This is a genomic window from Nonlabens sp. Ci31 (genome assembly GCF_012974865.1).
Classification (GTDB): domain Bacteria; phylum Bacteroidota; class Bacteroidia; order Flavobacteriales; family Flavobacteriaceae; genus Nonlabens.
In genome coordinates this window covers 945697-963828 of the sequence record NZ_CP043633.1, presented here as the reverse complement: position 1 = coordinate 963828, position 18132 = coordinate 945697, and the positions used below count along the sequence as shown (strand labels likewise).

Annotated in this window: 17 protein-coding genes; 10 read left to right on the top strand and 7 right to left on the bottom strand. The window is 37.8% G+C overall.

The genetic code is table 11. The features are described from left to right. The first annotated feature begins 78 nt into the window (after positions 1-78). The 3 genes from ahcY to F0365_RS04345 all read left to right on the top strand — a co-directional run bounded on the left by ahcY (position 79) and on the right by F0365_RS04345 (position 2240). Complete coding sequence (gene ahcY, locus F0365_RS04355) at positions 79-1395, top strand: adenosylhomocysteinase (protein WP_169932570.1); 1317 nt, start codon at positions 79-81, stop codon at positions 1393-1395. Positions 1396-1511: 116 nt separating this feature from the next. Next, entirely contained in the window at positions 1512-1730 is a 219-nt protein-coding gene (locus F0365_RS04350; protein ID WP_169932569.1) for a hypothetical protein, read from the top strand. A 153-nt stretch (positions 1731-1883) separates the two neighbouring features. Then, positions 1884-2240, top strand: coding sequence for a hypothetical protein (locus tag F0365_RS04345; protein ID WP_169932568.1), 357 nt, complete (start codon positions 1884-1886; stop codon positions 2238-2240). Between the two features lie 196 nt (positions 2241-2436). On the opposite strand, the gene rpmA is transcribed toward F0365_RS04345, so the two are convergent. The 3 genes from rpmA to F0365_RS04330 form a co-directional block, all read right to left on the bottom strand. Further along, the gene (gene rpmA / locus F0365_RS04340) at positions 2437-2700 is read right to left on the bottom strand and encodes a 50S ribosomal protein L27 (RefSeq protein ID WP_101012644.1); all 264 of its coding nucleotides are present in this window, start codon (positions 2698-2700) and stop codon (positions 2437-2439) included. Between the two features lie 49 nt (positions 2701-2749). Beyond that, entirely contained in the window at positions 2750-3481 is a 732-nt protein-coding gene (gene rplU / locus F0365_RS04335) for a 50S ribosomal protein L21 (RefSeq protein ID WP_169932567.1), read from the bottom strand. A gap of 95 nt (positions 3482-3576) precedes the next feature. Further along, on the bottom strand, positions 3577-4047 hold the full coding sequence (locus F0365_RS04330) for a DUF4199 domain-containing protein (RefSeq protein WP_240961890.1): 471 nt from the start codon (positions 4045-4047) through the stop codon (positions 3577-3579). Between the two features lie 172 nt (positions 4048-4219). Between F0365_RS04330 and F0365_RS04325 the strand changes: the two genes are divergently transcribed. Next, positions 4220-5941 carry an insulinase family protein gene (locus F0365_RS04325; RefSeq protein WP_169932566.1) on the top strand — a complete coding sequence of 574 codons (1722 nt, stop codon included), beginning with the start codon at positions 4220-4222 and terminating at the stop codon, positions 5939-5941. A gap of 8 nt (positions 5942-5949) precedes the next feature. Then, entirely contained in the window at positions 5950-8013 is a 2064-nt protein-coding gene (locus F0365_RS04320; protein WP_169932565.1) for a M16 family metallopeptidase, read from the top strand. A gap of 113 nt (positions 8014-8126) precedes the next feature. Here F0365_RS04320 and F0365_RS04315 read toward each other — a convergent pair whose 3' ends face one another. The 4 genes from F0365_RS04315 to F0365_RS04300 form a co-directional block, all read right to left on the bottom strand. Beyond that, complete coding sequence (locus tag F0365_RS04315; RefSeq protein ID WP_169932564.1) at positions 8127-8642, bottom strand: DinB family protein; 516 nt, start codon at positions 8640-8642, stop codon at positions 8127-8129. Positions 8643-8712: 70 nt separating this feature from the next. Next, positions 8713-9522, bottom strand: coding sequence for an undecaprenyl-diphosphate phosphatase (locus tag F0365_RS04310; RefSeq protein WP_169932563.1), 810 nt, complete (start codon positions 9520-9522; stop codon positions 8713-8715). Further along, positions 9523-9831 (bottom strand): DUF3098 domain-containing protein, encoded by a 309-nt coding sequence (locus F0365_RS04305; RefSeq protein ID WP_169932562.1) that lies wholly within the window; start codon positions 9829-9831, stop codon positions 9523-9525. Positions 9832-9962: 131 nt separating this feature from the next. Further along, positions 9963-10841, bottom strand: a complete 879-nt coding sequence (locus F0365_RS04300; RefSeq protein WP_169932561.1) for a cell division protein FtsX — start codon at positions 10839-10841, stop codon at positions 9963-9965. A gap of 329 nt (positions 10842-11170) precedes the next feature. Here F0365_RS04300 and F0365_RS16505 point away from each other — a divergent pair, with 329 nt between their 5' ends. The 5 genes from F0365_RS16505 to F0365_RS04270 all read left to right on the top strand — a co-directional run bounded on the left by F0365_RS16505 (position 11171) and on the right by F0365_RS04270 (position 18081). Next, entirely contained in the window at positions 11171-14803 is a 3633-nt protein-coding gene (locus F0365_RS16505; RefSeq protein ID WP_240961887.1) for a leucine--tRNA ligase, read from the top strand. A 328-nt stretch (positions 14804-15131) separates the two neighbouring features. Beyond that, positions 15132-16025 (top strand): heme o synthase, encoded by an 894-nt coding sequence (cyoE, locus tag F0365_RS04285; protein WP_169932560.1) that lies wholly within the window; start codon positions 15132-15134, stop codon positions 16023-16025. A gap of 2 nt (positions 16026-16027) precedes the next feature. Continuing rightward, positions 16028-16618 carry a heme-copper oxidase subunit III gene (locus F0365_RS04280; protein WP_240961885.1) on the top strand — a complete coding sequence of 197 codons (591 nt, stop codon included), beginning with the start codon at positions 16028-16030 and terminating at the stop codon, positions 16616-16618. Positions 16619-16654: 36 nt separating this feature from the next. After that, complete coding sequence (locus F0365_RS04275) at positions 16655-17656, top strand: cytochrome c oxidase subunit 3 (protein WP_169932559.1); 1002 nt, start codon at positions 16655-16657, stop codon at positions 17654-17656. 17 nt (positions 17657-17673) lie between these two features. Beyond that, positions 17674-18081 (top strand): cytochrome C oxidase subunit IV family protein, encoded by a 408-nt coding sequence (locus F0365_RS04270; RefSeq protein WP_169932558.1) that lies wholly within the window; start codon positions 17674-17676, stop codon positions 18079-18081. Positions 18082-18132: the final 51 nt, after the last annotated feature.

The window sequence follows — 18132 nt, the reverse complement described above, 5'->3', positions numbered from 1 at the left end:
AATTTAATAAATAAAAAAGGTATTTAAAATGGTGATTTCTAATACAATCAGCGACACAACTACCAAAACAATAAGTATATGAGCACTAAAACAGTTCCTTACGTACCCTATAAAGTAAAAGACATGTCTCTTGCAGAGTATGGACGTCTAGAAATAGAATTAGCCGAAGCAGAGATGCCTGGCTTGATGTCATTGAGAGAAGAATATAAAGATGAGCAGCCTCTTAAGGGTGCGCGTATCGCTGGATGTCTTCACATGACCATACAAACTGCTGTATTAATTGAAACGCTTGTAGCGTTAGGAGCAGATGTTACTTGGTCTTCTTGTAATATTTTTTCTACACAAGATCATGCTGCTGCTGCTATAGCTGCTGCAGGAATTCCTGTTTATGCCTGGAAAGGTATGAACGAAGAGGAATTTAATTGGTGTATCGAGCAAACGCTTTTCTTTGGTGAAGACCGCAAGCAATTGAACATGATCTTAGATGATGGTGGAGATTTGACCAACATGGTTTTTGACCAGTTCCCAGAATTGGCTAAAGGAATCAATGGGCTGTCTGAAGAGACAACTACTGGAGTACACAGATTATACGAACGTATGAAGAATGGAACACTGGTGATGCCAGCCATTAACGTAAATGATTCTGTAACTAAATCTAAATTTGATAACAAATACGGTTGTCGCGAGAGTGCAGTAGATGCGGTACGTCGTGCTACGGATACCATGCTTGCCGGTAAGCGTATTGTCGTTTGTGGTTATGGAGACGTAGGAAAAGGAACAGCTTCTTCGTTTAAAGGTGCTGGATCTATCGTAACCGTTACTGAAATTGACCCTATTTGTGCCTTACAAGCGGTAATGGATGGTTTTGAAGTAAAGAAACTAGAGAATGTAGTAGGAAATGCAGATATCGTTATTACCACTACTGGTAATAAAGACATCATACGTGGTGAACACTTTAAGTCGATGAGGGATAAAGTAATCGTATGTAACATAGGTCATTTTGACAATGAGATAGATGTAGCTTTCCTTAACAATAACTACGGAAACACTAAAGTAGAGATAAAGCCACAGGTAGATAAGTATACGATTGATGGTAAAGACATCATACTTCTTGCTGAAGGTCGTCTTGTTAACTTAGGTTGTGCAACAGGTCACCCTAGTTTTGTGATGAGTAATTCATTCACAAATCAAACGCTAGCTCAAATGGAACTTTGGAACAATAGAGACGCTTATGAAAATGAGGTGTATATGTTGCCGAAGCATTTAGATGAAAAAGTAGCAGCGCTTCACTTAGAAAGAATGGGAGCCGAACTTACAGAACTAAAGAAAGATCAAGCAGATTATATAGGTGTTAAGGTTGAAGGACCCTTCAAGCCAGAATATTACAGATATTAAGAATTCCTTAAAATTCGTGTTATTTGTTAGGATATATGATAAAATAGATTAACTTTTGACACGTAAGTGAATCTTATAGTTACGCTTTCGCGAAAGCGAAATTAAATGAAACAAAAATGGATATAATAAAAGACGCAAATGAATGGCTAGGCTCATCGATGAGTAATATGTCGACGAGCGACAGAGTGCATTCATCGAGAAAAGCTAAAGAGCTTATTCTTGGCATCAACGAAGTTTACAAAGAAACTAAAGACGAAGAATTAATGGATCTTATGAAATTGCTTACTGCAAAGAAGCAAAAGATTGAGAAGCGTCTAAAAGGAATTAGAACATAAGGTTCTAACATAATTAATAGTAATCCCGAGGATATGTCAATGGCATGTTATCGGGATTTTTTATGCTATACGGGGTCATCATTTCATTTTAGAATAAAGAAACTTTATCTTCGTTATTGTACAACCAGTGCCACCTAAAACAACATTATTAACATGAAGCAGTTCTTTGTAGTTCTTTTTATTGCAGTATGCATCACTTCTTGCAGTACAGATTTCTCAAAAAGGGAAGTGGTAACAGGGCATCTCAACGGCTTTATACAAGGAGGTAATGCTGCCGGCGTTTACGGCAAAGCAGGTCTTAAAATCACAGGAGATTCCATTAAAATGAAAGACTGGCCTATCTCTAGGTTGGTGAACAGTCTCAATACTCTAAGAGATACGTCTATAGTTGATCAGACAGGGTTTGCTGATGTATATACCATTCAAATAGCAAACATTGGTGAGCTGGACGAAGGTGCGTTCTGTGACTCCTTAATAGTAGAATTGGGAAGAGCTGGATTAGCTAAGTGAGTGCGGTGTAAAGTCACCTAGCATTTGCTGCAAATCTTGTACAACTTTTCTTATATACGCAGACCTTCAACTTAAGGAAGAGATAAATAGGAGTAAGTTGACGTATAGAACTTGCTCTTTTTTAAATGGATTCCAATAAAAAATCCCAAACCGAGTCAATCGATTTGGGATTTTATATGTTAAAAAGAAATATTCCTTAAGCTTCAGCTACAGGAACTATAGATACATAGGATCTATCGTTTCTTTTCTTAGTAAACTTCACGAGTCCGTCTACTCTTGCGTGTAATGTGAAGTCCTTACCAGCATATACGTTTTCACCTGGGTGGTGAGTCATACCTCGCTGACGGATTAAGATGTTACCAGCTATTGCAGCCTGTCCACCAAAAATCTTAACACCTAGGCGTTTTGATTCTGATTCTCTTCCGTTTTTCGAACTACCTACTCCTTTTTTATGAGCCATGATAATTTATTTAATTGTTCCTGTCCTTATGGTTAGGAAAGATTATACTTTATTTTTTTTTAAGCAATGCTTTCGCCTGTTTTACCCATTCTTCAGATTCTATCTTCTCACGGGTAATACCATCAACAGCACTCAACTCTTCACGGTCAGCGGCTTTAAGCTTGCTGATCTGTTCATAAGTATAAATACCTAATTCGTTCAGGCGCTTTTCATAAGCTGGTCCTATGCCGTTGATCAGTTTAAGATCTTCAGCCTCTGCTTTGGTAGCAGTACCTATGTTATGAAGCACTTTGTCGATATTGATTTTAAGATCGTTGTCTTCAGAGCGGTGTTCTGCACGTGTTACTAGGTTTTCACTTACTTCTACTTCTTTTTGTGCTACTTTACCCTTAGAAGCTTTTTTAGTAGTTGCTTTCTTGTCCGTAGCTTTTTCAGTTTTCGTGGAAGTGGAAGAAGACTTCTTACCACCGCTTACAGAAATGCTTGAAATCTGGATCTGGGACAAATATTGCCTGTGACCATTTTTCTTACGGTATCCTTTTCTACGTTTTTTCTTAAAAACGATTACTTTGTCACCTTTAAGATGACCCAGAACTTTTGCTTCAGCAAATGCTCCTTCTATAGCTGGGGCGCCGAGTGTGATGTTGTCACCATTTCCTAAAAGAAGAACTTTGTCAATGTTAATTGACGCACCTTCATCCTCTTGTAAACGATGTACAAACAACTTTTGATCTTTCTCGATCTTGAATTGTTGCCCTGCTATCTCTACGATTGCGTACATAATTGTTGATTAATGTGATTAATTTCGGGCTGCAAATATACCCCTATTAGCTTAACTACCAAAGTTATCAATAAATTATAAGATAATATTTTAGATTACTGGTTGAGTGGCTTTTGTTGTCTTCTTGTTTTTTTGGTGTTCCAAGACTTCTGATAGATGGGTAAAATGAGGAATGGCATTACTATGGAAGTGGCAAATCCAGATAAGAGAATAAATAATAATAAGGCAAATTCTATTCCTTCTCCGGCTGTTGTGATTTGTTTTTTTAATTCTTGAGCCAATTCTAGATCTATTTCAAAAAGATAAATCGCCATGAATACTGTAAATATTAATGTAGCAACAAAGCCTGATTTGATTCCAGATACAAATCCTTCAAAATATTTAAACTCTTCTTTATTCTTGTGTGTATCACGAATAACAAAGAATATTCCAATACCAACAATAACAGCATTGAAGAAGCTTAAATAACTTTGTGCTGCAAAACCAAGTGTGTTGATGATAAGGAAATAAACAATGAGTGCTAAACCCATGAATAAGGAGTACTTTGTTGTATGTGTATTTTTCATAAAATATTTAATTCTTTTAAAGTTCGGTTAATTAGATATAAATTACTGCTATTTTGATTATAATTTAACGGATTTATTCATTTATGCATTATTTTCGGTAAGTCTTGGAACTTTATGTAACATTTTATATGGATAAGACACTAACGTTATAAGTAAACATAAAAACTATCAAATGAAAAAAATTATTTTAAGTCTTGCGGTCGCTTTTGCAATGGCAGCAGGTTTTGCTCAAGAGGTAAAATATACCGAGTATGATCTAGATAATGGGCTTCACGTTATTTTACATCAAGAAAACGGAGCACCAGTTGTTACTACCGGTGTTATGTATCAAGTAGGTGCAAAAGATGAAGAGCCAGGGAGAACTGGTTTTGCTCACTTTTTTGAACACCTTCTTTTTGAAGGTACAGAGAATATAGAAAGAGGTAAATGGTTTGATATTGTATCTGCAAATGGTGGAAGTAATAATGCAAACACCACTCAAGACCGCACCTATTATTATGAAACCTTTCCTTCTAATAACTTAGAAATAGGATTGTGGATGGAAAGTGAACGTATGTTGCACCCTAAGATAGAACAAGTAGGGGTGGATACTCAAAACGAAGTAGTAAAAGAAGAAAAGCGACAGCGTATTGATAATGCCCCTTATGGAGCTATAGTTTACAGAACAGGTATAGATAAGCATTTATTTAAAAAACACCCATATGGACAGAGCGTTATAGGTTCTATGGAAGATTTAAATGCTGCCGAGCTGTCAGAATTTCAGTCTTTCAATGACAAATACTACAATCCTAACAATGCTACTCTAGTAGTTGCTGGTGATATAGATATCAATAAGACCAAGAAAATGATCGAAGATTATTTTGGTCCTATCGAGAATAAAGCACCTAGAAATATGCGCACAGTAATCGTTGAAGAGCCTATTACTTCTACTCGTTATGCCACAGAATACGACGCAAATATTCAGATTCCTGTTAAAATATTTTCTTATGTGACTCCTAAGAGTGTAGAAAGAGATGCTTATGTTATCGATTATATTTCTGCTGTTCTTACTGGAGGAGCAAGTTCTAGAATGCAAAAAAGAATGGTAGATGAAGAGCAAATAGCACTTCAAGTATTGGCTTTTGGTCAGTCTAACCAAGATTATGGTACCTATACTATGGGAGCTCTTGCTAAAGGTGAGGTAGCACTTAGCAAACTAGCTGAGGTGATGGATGAAGAAATCGTAAAACTTCAAACAGAACTTATTTCTGAAAGAGAATATCAAAAACTTCAAAATCAGTTTGAAGCTCAATACGTGAGTTCAAATTCGCGCGTAGAAGGAATTGCAGCTTCATTAGCACGTTACAATATGTTGATGGGAGATACAAGTCTGATCAATAAAGAGCTGGATGTATACAGAAGCATTACTCGTGAGGATATCAAAAGAGTAGCAAACCAATATTTGATGCCTAACCAAAGATTAGAGTTAGATTACTTAGCAGGAACGGCGCCTACAGAAGAAGAAATGAAGGAAGCGGTGGAAGATGTAATAGTGGTTGATAACAAACTACAGATTAATAAAATCTACTTTGATAACGACAAAGCAGCCATTACTGCTAGCGCTAGTAAAGAATTGGATCGCATTGTAAAAATGATGAATAAAAATGAGTCTATGGAAATTCTTGCAGAAACCTACACAGACACAAAAGGAAGTGATGCTTACAACAAAACATTATCTCAGAAACGTGCTGATGCGGTAAGAGGATACCTACTTGCAAAGGGAGTCGACGCTAACCGAGTTAAAGCCTTAGGTCGTGGAGAAGAAAATCCAGTAATTGATTGTGAAAGCAAAGACTGTTCTGATGAAGAATACGAGCAATCAAGAAGAACCGAATTTACCATCACCAAAAAATAATTATCAAAATGAAAAAGCAACTTATATTTTTAATGGTACTGTTCCTTACTGGAGCTACTGCCATTGCACAAATAGATAGATCGGTAATACCTACTTCAGGTCCTACTCCGGAGATCAACTTAGGTAAACCATACACCTTTGAATTAAAGAATGGCCTTCAAGTTCTTGTAGTAACTGATAAAAAGTTACCAACCCTTAACATGAACCTAGACTTGAACAATCCTCCTGTTTTTGAAGGAGATAAAGCTGGTGTTCAATCTTTAACTGGTTCTTTAATCGGAAAAGGTTCTACAGAAACTTCTAAAGAAGAATTCAATGAAAAAGTAGACTTTTTAGGAGCTAATATTTTTGTAGGAGTAGGTGGTGGTTTCGCCGGAGGTCTTTCAAAATACAAAAACGAAATCTTTGACCTTTTTGCTGAGGCAGCTTTCAAACCTAATTTCACTCAAAAGGAATTGGATTTTGAAAAGTCTCAAGCTATTGAAGGATTAAAATCAGGGGAGAACAGTGCTGCTGCGATTGCTGATAAAGTACGAGGCGCCTTGGTTTACGGTAAAGATCACCCAGCTGGAGAGTTTTCTACAGAAGAAACCATCAATAGTGTAACTCTAGAGGACGTTAAGAAATTTTATGCTGATTACTTTAAGCCATCTAACGGTTACTTAGTGATTACAGGAGATATCGAGGAGAAGGAAGCAAAGAAACTGGTAAAGAAATACTTTGGAGATTGGGAAAAAGGAACTGCCCCAGAGCCGGTTCTTACTGAACTAGCTGATGTAAGCGAAACTCAAATCAACTTGATTGATGTGCCTAATGCAGTACAAACAGAGCTTGCTATACTGAGCCTTTCTGAATTAAAGATGAGCGACCCAGATTATTATGCTGTTCTTGTAGCTAACTATGTTTTTGGTGGTTCTTTCGGTTCTTACTTAAACATGAATTTGCGTGAAGAAAATGGATATACTTATGGAGCGCGTTCTAATATAGGAACGGGCAGAAACTACAAAGGAACCTTCTCGGCAAGTGCAAAGGTGCGTAATGAAGTAACAGATAGCGCCGTTGTAGAGACCTTTAAAGAATTGAATAGAATAAGAGATGAATATGTAGAAGATGAAATGCTTGCTACAGCAAAGGCAAAATACCTAGGTAATTTCATCATGCAATCTGAAGATAAAGCAGTTGTTGCTAGTCGTTCTATTACTATTGAAAAGAATGATTTAGATAAAGACTTCTACAAAAACTTTATTGCAAACATTGATAAAGTAACTAAGGAAGATGTAAAGCGTGTGGCAAATAAGTATTTAAGCCCAGATAACTTACGTATTGTGCTAGTAGGAAAAGCAGGAGATATCCTTGAGCCATTAGAAAAAATGACTTTGAACGGTAAAACAGTGCCTATTAAATTTTACGATAAAGATGCAAATGAGACAGAACGTCCATCTACAATTGAGATCCCGGCTGGATTAACCGCACAAACGGTAATGGATGACTATATCAAAGCATTAGGAGGTAAAGAAGCTGTATCAGCTTTGAGCTCTACTTCTTATTTTGCTGTTTATACAGCGCCTATGGGAGAGTTGATTCTTGACGTAAAACGCGCTAAAGGAAATAAGTGGAACCAAACTATTAAAATGGGAGGTAACACTCTGGTAAAACAAACCTATGCAGACGGTAAAGCAATGGTAAGCAGTAATGGCGGTAGTCAAGAGCTTACAGGAGAAGATGCACAGCCAGCGGTAGAAGATGCTATGTATTTCCCTGAATTGTATACTCCAGAAAAAGCAACTTTAGCTGGTGCTGAGATGATGGGTGGTAACCAAGTCTATGTCATCAAATGGTCAGACAGTAAAAAGACTTTTTACGATGTAAAAACAGGACTCATGGTAGGTCAAGAGTCTAAGGTAAAAGCACAAGGTCAGGAAGTAAGTACTATGATTCAGTACAGCGACTATGAAGAAACTAGCGGTGTAAAATTCCCGATGACCATCACACAACAAATGATGGGTAGAGACCTTGCATTCAAAGTCCAAAAAGTAGAAGTGAACACGGTTAAAGCCGCAGACTTCGAATAATACTTAGGAATCCAAGTGTGTTCCGCTTTCGCGAAAGCGGTATTAACACACATCATATAATAACTAAAAAGGCTTCTAGAAATAGAAGTCTTTTTTATGTGATAAAGTTAAGGTCACCAACCGCTATAACGTGGAGGAGTCACTTCTTTAAGGTTGAGATAAACGAGTAATTGGCCACGGTGATGTGTCACATGATCTTGAAGTAAATTTAAGATCTGTAATTTTGATTTGGGACCCGCAAAGAATCGAACGTTTTCCTTTAAATCTGTTTCTGAGCAGGCCTCTATATCTCTGTAAGCAGTATCAAAAGTGTTGCGCAGTAACTCTATAATTTTTGCTTTATTCAGCTCAGTATGATCCTGCTTATCTCCACTTTCTTCAGATTTTGAGAAATAGGATTGATCGATCCAGTTGATGTTGTCTCGAATATGAAGCATCTGTTCCTTAAAAGATCTTTGCCTCTTGGTAGGTTTAAAGTCGTAATGCTCCTCTGGCATCGCTTCAGCTACAGCGATGAGGTAATCACGGGAATTGTTCCATTTCTCCAGGAATGCGCCTTTAAATGTAGGTTGTTGTGCTATGGAAATAGAGCTTATACATAAACAGAGGAGTAGAAGTGATTTTTGCATGCCAGATGTTTTAAGAGTTAAAGCTAACAAAAAATCAGCCGTCTTATTTGTAAAAATTAGGATACAGATTCTAAGAATTCATCACCCCAGCAACAATCGCTATAACTCCTACCGCAAAACAGTAGTAGGAAAAATAATGAAGCTTTGCTTTGCGCACCAGTGATATCATCCAAGTACAGGCCAATAAGCCAACGATAAATGCAGCAAAAAAACCTACAATTAATGGCGTAGCAGACACGGACTCGATCACCGTATCTCCCTTAACAACATCCAATAGATCCTTTGCAATTTTTCCAAAAATAAGGGGAACGACCATTAGGAAGGAGAAACGAGCTGCTTTGGTACGGTCATTTCCTAAAAGTACAGAGGTAGAAATAGTGGCACCGCTTCTAGAGATTCCCGGTAGCATAGCAATGGCTTGAGACACTCCTATGATTATCGCATCTTTCCAGCTGACACCTTTTTCAGTTCTTTTGGCGCGACCAGCGAGAAACAATAATAATCCTGTAATGATCAACATAAAACCTACGAGAATAATCTGGCCTTCAAATAGTTTTTCCAATTCCTTTTCAAAAAGCAATCCTACAATAACGGCAGGAACCATAGACAGGACAATTTTAGAAGCAAACTGAGTTTCTTCATTCCATTTAAAGGAAAAAAAGCCTTTAAATAGTGCTATAATATCTTTTCTAAAAACGATAATCGTACTCAATGCGGTAGCAAAATGAACCACTACGGTAAAGAGCAAATTTTCTTCTTTATTACCTATATCAGTTCCTAGAATTGCTTTTCCTAGCTCAATATGTCCACTGGAAGAAACAGGTAAAAACTCTGTTAGTCCTTGAATAACTCCTAATACAAATGCGTCAAAAGTTTCCATTTACTTTTTATCTGGGTTCAATAGTATCGCATACATCTCAATCCCAAAGCCAGCCAAAACAAGCATAGGAGCCAGTCTTATACGTCTCCATGAAAAAATAGCCTCGTTAAAAACAGCAGGATCTTCTGAGCCTCCACCAGCCATAAGGGCAAAGCCTAATGCGATCACCACCAAACCGATAATCATCCATAAATAATTTTTCTTTTTAAAAATAAATTCAAAACTAGGTTGGACATTGTCTTCTACTACTGGTTGCTCTTCGCTGCGAGCAGCTTTAGATTTCGATTCTTTATTACTTCCTTTTTTCATTGTAATATTTTTTAAAGCTTTTGCTCCAATCCTAAAGGGGGAACTAACAATTCTTTATATTTTTAAATTATACCAAGAGCAGTATATACTCCATGATCTATAATCTTTTTAATTCATCAAGGCAGCCGTCGTTAATAGTACAACTGATCTGTTTTCAGATTTAAATAACGAGTAGTAGCAAAAAAAGTACTGATCAAACTTATTAATATTCCGAAAACTAAAACGCCTATAAATAATATCGCAAGCATTTGATAGTTCTTGAGTATTTCTAATTCTGGTACAAAACCGTCGGCATAATAAACAACTACGGCTAGTAATCCTAAGGCTAGTAGTGCTGCAACTAGTCCTAGCTTAATGCTGGTTAGGATAAAAGGTTTGCGTATAAAACCTTTGGTTGCACCTACCATTTGCATGGTTTTTATGGTAAATCGCTTGGCATAAACGCTCAACCTTATGGAGCTGTTGATGAGTAAAAAGGCAATAAGAATAAAAATTCCAGAAACAATCAGCATCCAAAAAGAGATGCGTTTTACGTTTTCGTTGAGTAAAGAAACCAGTGGTTTATCATAACTCACTTCTTGAACATAATTCTTTGCCGCTAGATCATCTGCGATTTGCTGTATTTCTGTTGCGGTAACAAATTTTGCGTTCAATCGCACGTCTATAGAATTAGGAATCGGATTAAACCCATCTAGTTTAGCAACAAAATCTTCTCCCAGATCTTCTTTAGTGCGTTGAGCACCTTCTTCACTACTTACAAAAACAGCGTTTTTAGTATAATCGGCCATTTGTAGCGTTTTCTCGAGTTGGCGCATTTCTACTTCCTTAGCGGTATCTTTAAAATAGATAGACATAGGCACTTGTTCCCGGAAGTAATCGGCTAGTTTCTGGCTATTGAGTAAGAAAAAGCCTTGGAGACCCAGCATAAAAAGAACTAAAAATAAACTGATCACCACCCAAAAATAGGAGCTGAACAAACGACGCTTTTGATAACTGGACGGTGATGACATAAATTTTACAACTACGTGAATTGATTTACAAAAATAACAAAGTAACACACCTAGAACGAGTTCCAGACATATATTTTAATTCACAAACGTATCACTATACTTTTTAGTCTGCTTTTGGTTTAAAAAGCAGTGAGAAATGACTGTATAGGGGACTTATTGAAATACCGCATCTGGCTTTTTGACTTTTGGCTGAGCCTTGATCCACTTATTATTAATGGACAGGTAGCTTATATAAGGAACTTTCCAAAAGCCTTTTCCTGTACTACAAGCATATTAACAACCACAAATAGCCTGCGCTTTAGTATTTTTGCGCCTTAGAAGAAGAAACTATGTTACTCTACGATCACAAAGCAATAGAAGCAAAATGGCAAAAGCATTGGGCGATTCATAAGACATTTAAAGCAATCAATAATTCAGATAAGCCTAAATTTTATGCACTTGATATGTTTCCTTACCCTAGTGGTGCTGGGTTACATGTGGGTCATCCATTGGGTTATATCGCTAGTGATATCGTGTCCAGGTACAAGCGTCATACTGGTTTTAATGTCTTGCATCCCATGGGTTATGACAGTTTTGGGTTGCCTGCAGAGCAGTATGCAATTCAAACCGGTCAACATCCTGCCGAAACCACAAGAACTAACATTGAAGGAGGAATAGATAAATCTGGAAATAAGATCGCTGGTTACCGCCGTCAGATGGACCGCATTGGTTTTAGCTTTGATTGGGATCGAGAAGTAAGAACTTCGTCGCCAGATTATTATAAATACACTCAGGAGATTTTTATCTTGCTTTTTGACAGTTGGTATGATAAAGACGCCGATAAAGCTAGGTTGATAAGTGAGTTGGAATCTCGCTTTCGCGAAAGCGGAACCAACAACATTAACGCTGCTACAGACGAGGATTTGAGAGAGTTCACAGCTGCAGAGTGGCATGCGTTTACGGATAAAGAGCAACAAGAGCTATTACTCGATTACCGATTAACTTTTCTTGCCAATACAGAAGTCAACTGGTGTCCAGCACTGGGAACCGTACTGGCAAATGACGAAATTGTCAATGGTGTTTCTGAACGTGGCGGGCATCCTGTGGTGCGCAAAAAAATGCGACAGTGGATGATGCGCATCAGTGCCTTTGCAGAACGTTTATTGAACGATCTAGACGGACTGGACTGGTCAGAATCCATTAAAGAAATACAACGCAACTGGATAGGTAGATCTGTCGGTGCAATGGTTGACTTCAAGTTAGAAGCTGAGCACAATCCGTCTTTCTCTCTTTTGAAGAGGACCGAGGAGAGGCTAAAAATTTCCGTTTTCACCACCCGACCAGATACCATATATGGAGTAACCTTTATGACACTAGCACCAGAACATGAACTAGTGGATGTTATTACAACACCTGCACAAAAACAGGCGATAGAAACTTATAAAAAAGCAACAGCAGCACGTTCAGAAAGAGAACGCATGGCAGATGTGAAGACCATAAGTGGTGTATTTACCGGTGCTTATGCAACCCACCCATTAAGTGGAGAGGTGGTACCCGTCTGGATAGGAGATTACGTACTGGCAGGTTATGGAACTGGAGCAGTAATGGCGGTTCCCTGTGGAGATGAGCGCGACCATGCGTTTGCCAACTATTTTGCTGGTCAAGAAGGAATGCCTGTGATCAAAAATATTTTTGACGGTATAGATATTGCCGAAGAAGCCTACACACCTAAAGATAAAACACCTATTTGTAACAGTGATTTCTTAAACGGAATGAGTTATACATCTGGGGCCATGGCTGCGGCGATTGAAAAATTGGAAGAAATAGGGGCTGGAAAAGGCAAGACCAATTACCGATTGCGCGACGCCGTATTCTCTAGACAGCGGTATTGGGGCGAGCCTTTCCCAGTGTATTATAAAGACGGATTACCACAAATGATAGACCGCAAGCACTTGCCTATTGTTTTACCAGAAGTGGATGAATATTTACCAACGGAAGATGGAGCGCCGCCCTTGGGTCGTGCACAAAAATGGTTTTGGGATGAGAAGAATAATTGTGTGGTAGCCAACCCATCCCTAACCCTTCCCGAAGGGAAGGGAATTTCAGAAAAAACAAGTTTTTCTGAAGGCAGAAGCAAAGTCCTTCCCTCAGGTAAGGATTTAAGAAGGGAGAGCAATGCAGCTCCACGTTATTTTACGGCAAAACCAGAAATCGCATCCACTTTATTACAGCTTGCACAAGAAATGCGTAAAAATCCAACCGAAGCAGAAGCTGTGCTTTGGAAAGAGTTAAAAGGTAAAAAGACAGGTTTTAAATTTAGACAACAGCATCCTATTGATGAATTTATTCCAGATTTTGTATGTCTTTCACGTAAGTTGATTGTTGAGCTGGATGGTAAGTATCACGATTTTCAAGTCGATAAAGATGACCAACGAACTTTAAAATTGGAGCAAAAATTTGGATATAAAGTCATCAGATTTACAAATGAAGAGGTAATAAATGACACAAAAGGTGTTGTTTTGAAAATCTCAGAAGTAATAAAACAAAGACCAGAGTTCTTTAAAAATGAAGATGAAGTCCTTCCCTCAGGGAAGGATTTAGGATGGGATCAACATATATTCCCACTAGAACTCAACACCATGCCCGGCTGGGCAGGAAGTTCTTGGTACATGTTTAGGTACATGGATGCAAACAATGAAAACGAGATGTTTTCAAAAGAAGCACAAGAATACTGGGAAAACGTAGATCTATATATAGGAGGAAGCGAGCACGCGACCGGACACTTGTTGTACAGCAGGTTTTGGGTAAAGTTGCTGCATGACCTAGGAAAAGTTACGGTAAAAGAGCCGTTTAAAAAGATGATCAATCAAGGGATGATCCTTGGTGTAGGTAATTTTGTGGTTCAACTAAGTTTAGCTCGTATAGCCTTTACTTCAAAATCCGCCTATGATTCAGATCAACTTGACTATTTTGAAACTCTAGCTGTAAAGCTGCCAAAAATATTTATCAGTTATAAAAAATTTGCTGATACAAATTTTTACGTTCCAACTATCGAAGAATTGATCAATGATTATGACTTTCAAGAATTAAGCAGTTTCATCAGTGAAATAAATGAAGATCTAATTCATCCTAGCCTTTTAACGCTTACAAATAATGAAGTTAGAGTCGATGTTTCTGTAGTAGATGATTTTGAATTAAATAAAGGTGATTTTTCAAACAAATATCCAGAATTCCAGAATGCACTTTTTATTGATGAAAAAAATGGAACATTTAGAGTTTCGGGAGAAGTAGAAAAAATGTCTAAGTCTAAATACAATGTTGTAAGTCCAGATGATATCTGCAATCAGTACGGAGCAGACACCTTGAGGTTGTACGAGATGTTTTTAGGCCCGTTAGAGCAGGCCAAGCCATGGAATACAGCAGGAATTACGGGTGTTTATGGGTTTATAAAGAAACTTTGGAAGTTGTATCACAACGATGCTGGTTTTTCTGTAAGCGATGATAAAGCTTCTCCAGGCAGTAGGAAGACCTTGCATAAAGCCATCAAGAAAACTCAAGAAGATATTGAGAACTTCTCTTTTAATACGAGTGTGAGTAGTTTTATGATTGCTGTTAACGAATTGACGACTCAAAAATGCAACAGTCGTGAAGTATTAGAACCACTTGCTATTTTAGTATCACCATATGCACCGCATATCGCCGAGGAATTATGGTCTTTATTGGGTCATAAAGAGTCTATTAGTGAAGCCCCTTTCCCGATTTTTGATGAAAAGTATTTGGTAGAGAGCAGCAAGACCTATCCGATCTCGTTCAATGGCAAGATGAAGTTTACGCTGGATTTGCCAGTAGCCATTTCTAAAGACGAGTTGGAGAAATTGGTGCTCGCTAATGAGAAAGTGCAGGAGCAATTAGAAGGGAAGACGATGATTAAATCTATAGTGGTGCCAGGTAAAATTGTGAATTTCGTTATTAAACCCAACTGATAATTCTTTATCAATTTTAATAGAATCTGCAATCTAGCACAATGAGGCCCTTTCCTTTGGAAAAATTTTAGAATAGGCTTGGTAAGATTGTAGATTTTGTTGCGGGATAATTTGTTTAGGATTTTAATAAAATCAAAGAGAGTCTTAAGAGCTCTCTTTTTTTGTTTGTGGACTTGCTGTCACCTTTTGACCCAGTGCTATATCAACCGCAGCAAAACATTTATCTGTCTTAACAAAACTATAAATAAACTATAGGTACGAAAGCTTTTTAAAACCTTTGCAACAAAGTAGTTGTGAGGTATCTTTGCACTCCCTTAAAAACAGCTTTTTGACTGAAGTAACTACATTAGAAAAATCACCCAGTGTATTTAAAAACTACATCGAGATAACCAAACCAAGATTGTCTGTTGTTGTTGTTTTTTCATCTGCTGCAGGTTACTTTTTAGGCGCCACGACTTATGACTGGTGGACTGTTTTATTGCTTTGTGTAGGAGGTTATTTTCTAGTAGGATCTTCCAACGTTTTTAATCAGATCATTGAAAAAGATCTGGACGCCTTGATGAAACGCACTCAAAATAGACCTCTACCTACAGGAAGAGTATCTGTACAAAACGCATGGATTTATGGACTGCTCATGGCATTGAGCGGTATTTACATGTTGTATCTGATCAATTTTGCAACAGCATTTTTTGGGGCATTGAGTATTTTACTTTACGCGGCAGTTTATACGCCTTTAAAGACCAGAACGCCTTTGTGTGTTTTTGTAGGAGCCTTTCCAGGAGCGATTCCTTATATGTTGGGTTGGGTTGCTGCTAGCGGTAACTTTGGTATTGAGCCAGGAACCTTATTTATGCTGCAGTTTTTCTGGCAATTTCCTCACTTCTGGGCGATAGGATGGATGCTAGAAGACGACTATAAAGCAGGAGGGTTTAAAATGCTTCCTACAGGCTCGGCAGATAAAGGGACGGCGATACAAATTATTTTGTATACCATCTGGACGGTCATGGTTTCTCTAGTGCCGGTATTTGGTGTAACAGGAGATTTGTATATCACTGTTTGGAGTGCTGTACTAGTTGGCTTACTTGGGGCCTGGTTCCTTTATTATGCGGTAAAGCTCTTTAAGGAGCGCAGCAATGCTGTAGCTAAAAAATTAATGTTGGTTAGTGTGAGCTACATCACACTCATCCAAATCATATACGTAGTAGATAAATTTTTAAGATAACAATGACAGATATAACGCAATTACCTATCAAGGAAAAAATCGCAAGATCTAAAAAACAGATGATGTGGTTTGCGATCATGAGTTTAATGATGATGTTTGCCGGCTTAACAAGTGCTTACATTATCAGTAGCAGCCGCAGAGATTGGGTAGAAGTTAACCTTCCTACAGAGTTTTATTACAGCACAGGAGTAATTTTGTTGAGTTCGCTGACTCTTTTTCTCGCAAAGAAAAGTTTAAAAAGCAACAACCTTTCAGGAGCTTCGTTATTAACTTTTCTGACCTTTTTATTGGGAACCACCTTTGTAGTGATGCAATTTATGGCTTTTGGTTCTTTAACTGACGCAGGTATTTTCTTTACAGGAAAGGGAAGTAGCGTAGCAGGTTCTTTTATCTACATAATGGTGATGGCTCATTTGGCGCACATCTTAGCTGGACTTATCTCGTTGACAATCATTTCTTTTAAGGCCGTTACAAAAAAATATTCTAAAGATAATATGTTAGGTTTTGAACTGGGAGCTACTTTCTGGCATTTTGTAGATGTGTTATGGATTTTTCTTCTTCTGTTTTTAGTTTTTGCTAAAGATATTTTTTAACCTATTTTTGCAATAACTTACAACTAATCTAAAGTTATGGATTCAACAGTAGTATCTACGGGTACCGAAGAAGACAAATGGGGTGGAGGCACGAAGCCACTCAATGTCAGTTATGGAAAAATGATGATGTGGTTTTTCATCCTTTCGGATGCTCTTACCTTCACAGGTTTTCTGGCTGCTTACGGTTTTTCGAGATTTAAATTTATTGAAGAATGGCCTCTTGCAGATGAGGTGTTCAATCACTTCCCATTCCTACATGGGACTGACGCACCTATGTTCTACGTAGCGCTGATGACCTTTATACTTATAGGATCTTCTGTTACTATGGTGCTTGCCGTAGACGCAGGGCACCAAATGAAACAAAAAAAGGTGGCTTTTTACATGCTGCTTACCGTTATCGGCGGTATGATATTCGTGGGCTCACAAGCCTGGGAGTGGAAAAATTTTATTTCTGGTGAATACGGTGCAGTAACAACTAAAGGAGGAAAAATCCTTCAGTTTTTAGATGTTGAAACTGGTAAAAGAGTAGCACTTGAAGACTTTGCAGAAGTAGGTCCAAGAGATGCAGCGCCTTACGGCAACAGTCAAGGAGTCTGGTTTGAATCTTCTGGTGAATACAACGCTACCTATACTTTTGAAGAAGTTAAGAAGGGCTTTGAAGCAAACCCTAATGTGACCATTAGAACGCAACAGTTGATCTTAAACGAAGAAACTGGTGGAAGTGAAAAGCTTGTTCTATCTAGAGCAGATGCTTTAGTAAAACTTAATAAAGATGGCGTAGGTGTTGTAGAAGGAGCAAACCTCACAGAAAATGAATACGGAGCGCCGCTTTTTGCAGATTTCTTTTTCTTTATTACAGGTTTTCACGGTTTTCACGTTTTCTCAGGTGTGATGTTTAACTTACTTGTTTTCTTCAATGTTCTTTTAGGAACATATGAAAGAAGAGGTAGTTATGAAATGGTAGAGAAAGTAGGTCTTTATTGGCACTTTGTAGATTTAGTTTGGGTATTTGTATTTACATTCTTTTACCTCGTATAATTTTTTAAGATATTAAAATGGCAGATCACGCAGCACATACTGACGGACACGCAGCACATAAATTAGAGATCTTTAGAGGTCTTGTAAAGTTCAAATCAAACACACAAAAGATATGGGGAGTCCTCATATTTCTTTCTTTGGTAACGATTGTTGAAGTAGCTTTGGGTTATATCAAACCTGACCTACTTAATGCAACCTTTCTAAAGCTTAAGATTCTCAACTGGATATTCATTATCCTAACTCTAGTGAAAGCCTATTACATCACATGGGACTTCATGCACATGCGTGATGAGACCAGTGGTTTAAGAAGAGCGGTAGTATGGACAGCAGTATTCCTTATTATTTACTTAATAGCCATATTACTGGTAGAAGGGGAGTACATATACGAAGTGTATAGAGACGCTGCTGTAAGTTCAGACTTTTAATGACGACTACAATATCATATAAAAATGGACGGTTCTTCCGTCTTTTTTTAT

Excerpts from the sequence above, each read along its gene's own strand:
- ahcY (WP_169932570.1), top strand. The coding sequence starts at position 79 with ATGAGCACTAAAACAGTTCCTTACGTACCCTATAAAGTAAAAGACATG.
- F0365_RS04350 (WP_169932569.1), top strand. The coding sequence starts at position 1,512 with ATGGATATAATAAAAGACGCAAATGAATGGCTAGGCTCATCGATGAGT.
- F0365_RS04345 (WP_169932568.1), top strand. The coding sequence starts at position 1,884 with ATGAAGCAGTTCTTTGTAGTTCTTTTTATTGCAGTATGCATCACTTCT.
- rpmA (WP_101012644.1), bottom strand. The coding sequence starts at position 2,700 with ATGGCTCATAAAAAAGGAGTAGGTAGTTCGAAAAACGGAAGAGAATCA.
- rplU (WP_169932567.1), bottom strand. The coding sequence starts at position 3,481 with ATGTACGCAATCGTAGAGATAGCAGGGCAACAATTCAAGATCGAGAAA.
- F0365_RS04330 (WP_240961890.1), bottom strand. The coding sequence starts at position 4,047 with ATGAAAAATACACATACAACAAAGTACTCCTTATTCATGGGTTTAGCA.
- F0365_RS04325 (WP_169932566.1), top strand. The coding sequence starts at position 4,220 with ATGAAAAAAATTATTTTAAGTCTTGCGGTCGCTTTTGCAATGGCAGCA.
- F0365_RS04320 (WP_169932565.1), top strand. The coding sequence starts at position 5,950 with ATGAAAAAGCAACTTATATTTTTAATGGTACTGTTCCTTACTGGAGCT.
- F0365_RS04315 (WP_169932564.1), bottom strand. The coding sequence starts at position 8,642 with ATGCAAAAATCACTTCTACTCCTCTGTTTATGTATAAGCTCTATTTCC.
- F0365_RS04310 (WP_169932563.1), bottom strand. The coding sequence starts at position 9,522 with ATGGAAACTTTTGACGCATTTGTATTAGGAGTTATTCAAGGACTAACA.
- F0365_RS04305 (WP_169932562.1), bottom strand. The coding sequence starts at position 9,831 with ATGAAAAAAGGAAGTAATAAAGAATCGAAATCTAAAGCTGCTCGCAGC.
- F0365_RS04300 (WP_169932561.1), bottom strand. The coding sequence starts at position 10,841 with ATGTCATCACCGTCCAGTTATCAAAAGCGTCGTTTGTTCAGCTCCTAT.
- F0365_RS16505 (WP_240961887.1), top strand. The coding sequence starts at position 11,171 with ATGTTACTCTACGATCACAAAGCAATAGAAGCAAAATGGCAAAAGCAT.
- F0365_RS04280 (WP_240961885.1), top strand. The coding sequence starts at position 16,028 with ATGACAGATATAACGCAATTACCTATCAAGGAAAAAATCGCAAGATCT.
- F0365_RS04275 (WP_169932559.1), top strand. The coding sequence starts at position 16,655 with ATGGATTCAACAGTAGTATCTACGGGTACCGAAGAAGACAAATGGGGT.
- F0365_RS04270 (WP_169932558.1), top strand. The coding sequence starts at position 17,674 with ATGGCAGATCACGCAGCACATACTGACGGACACGCAGCACATAAATTA.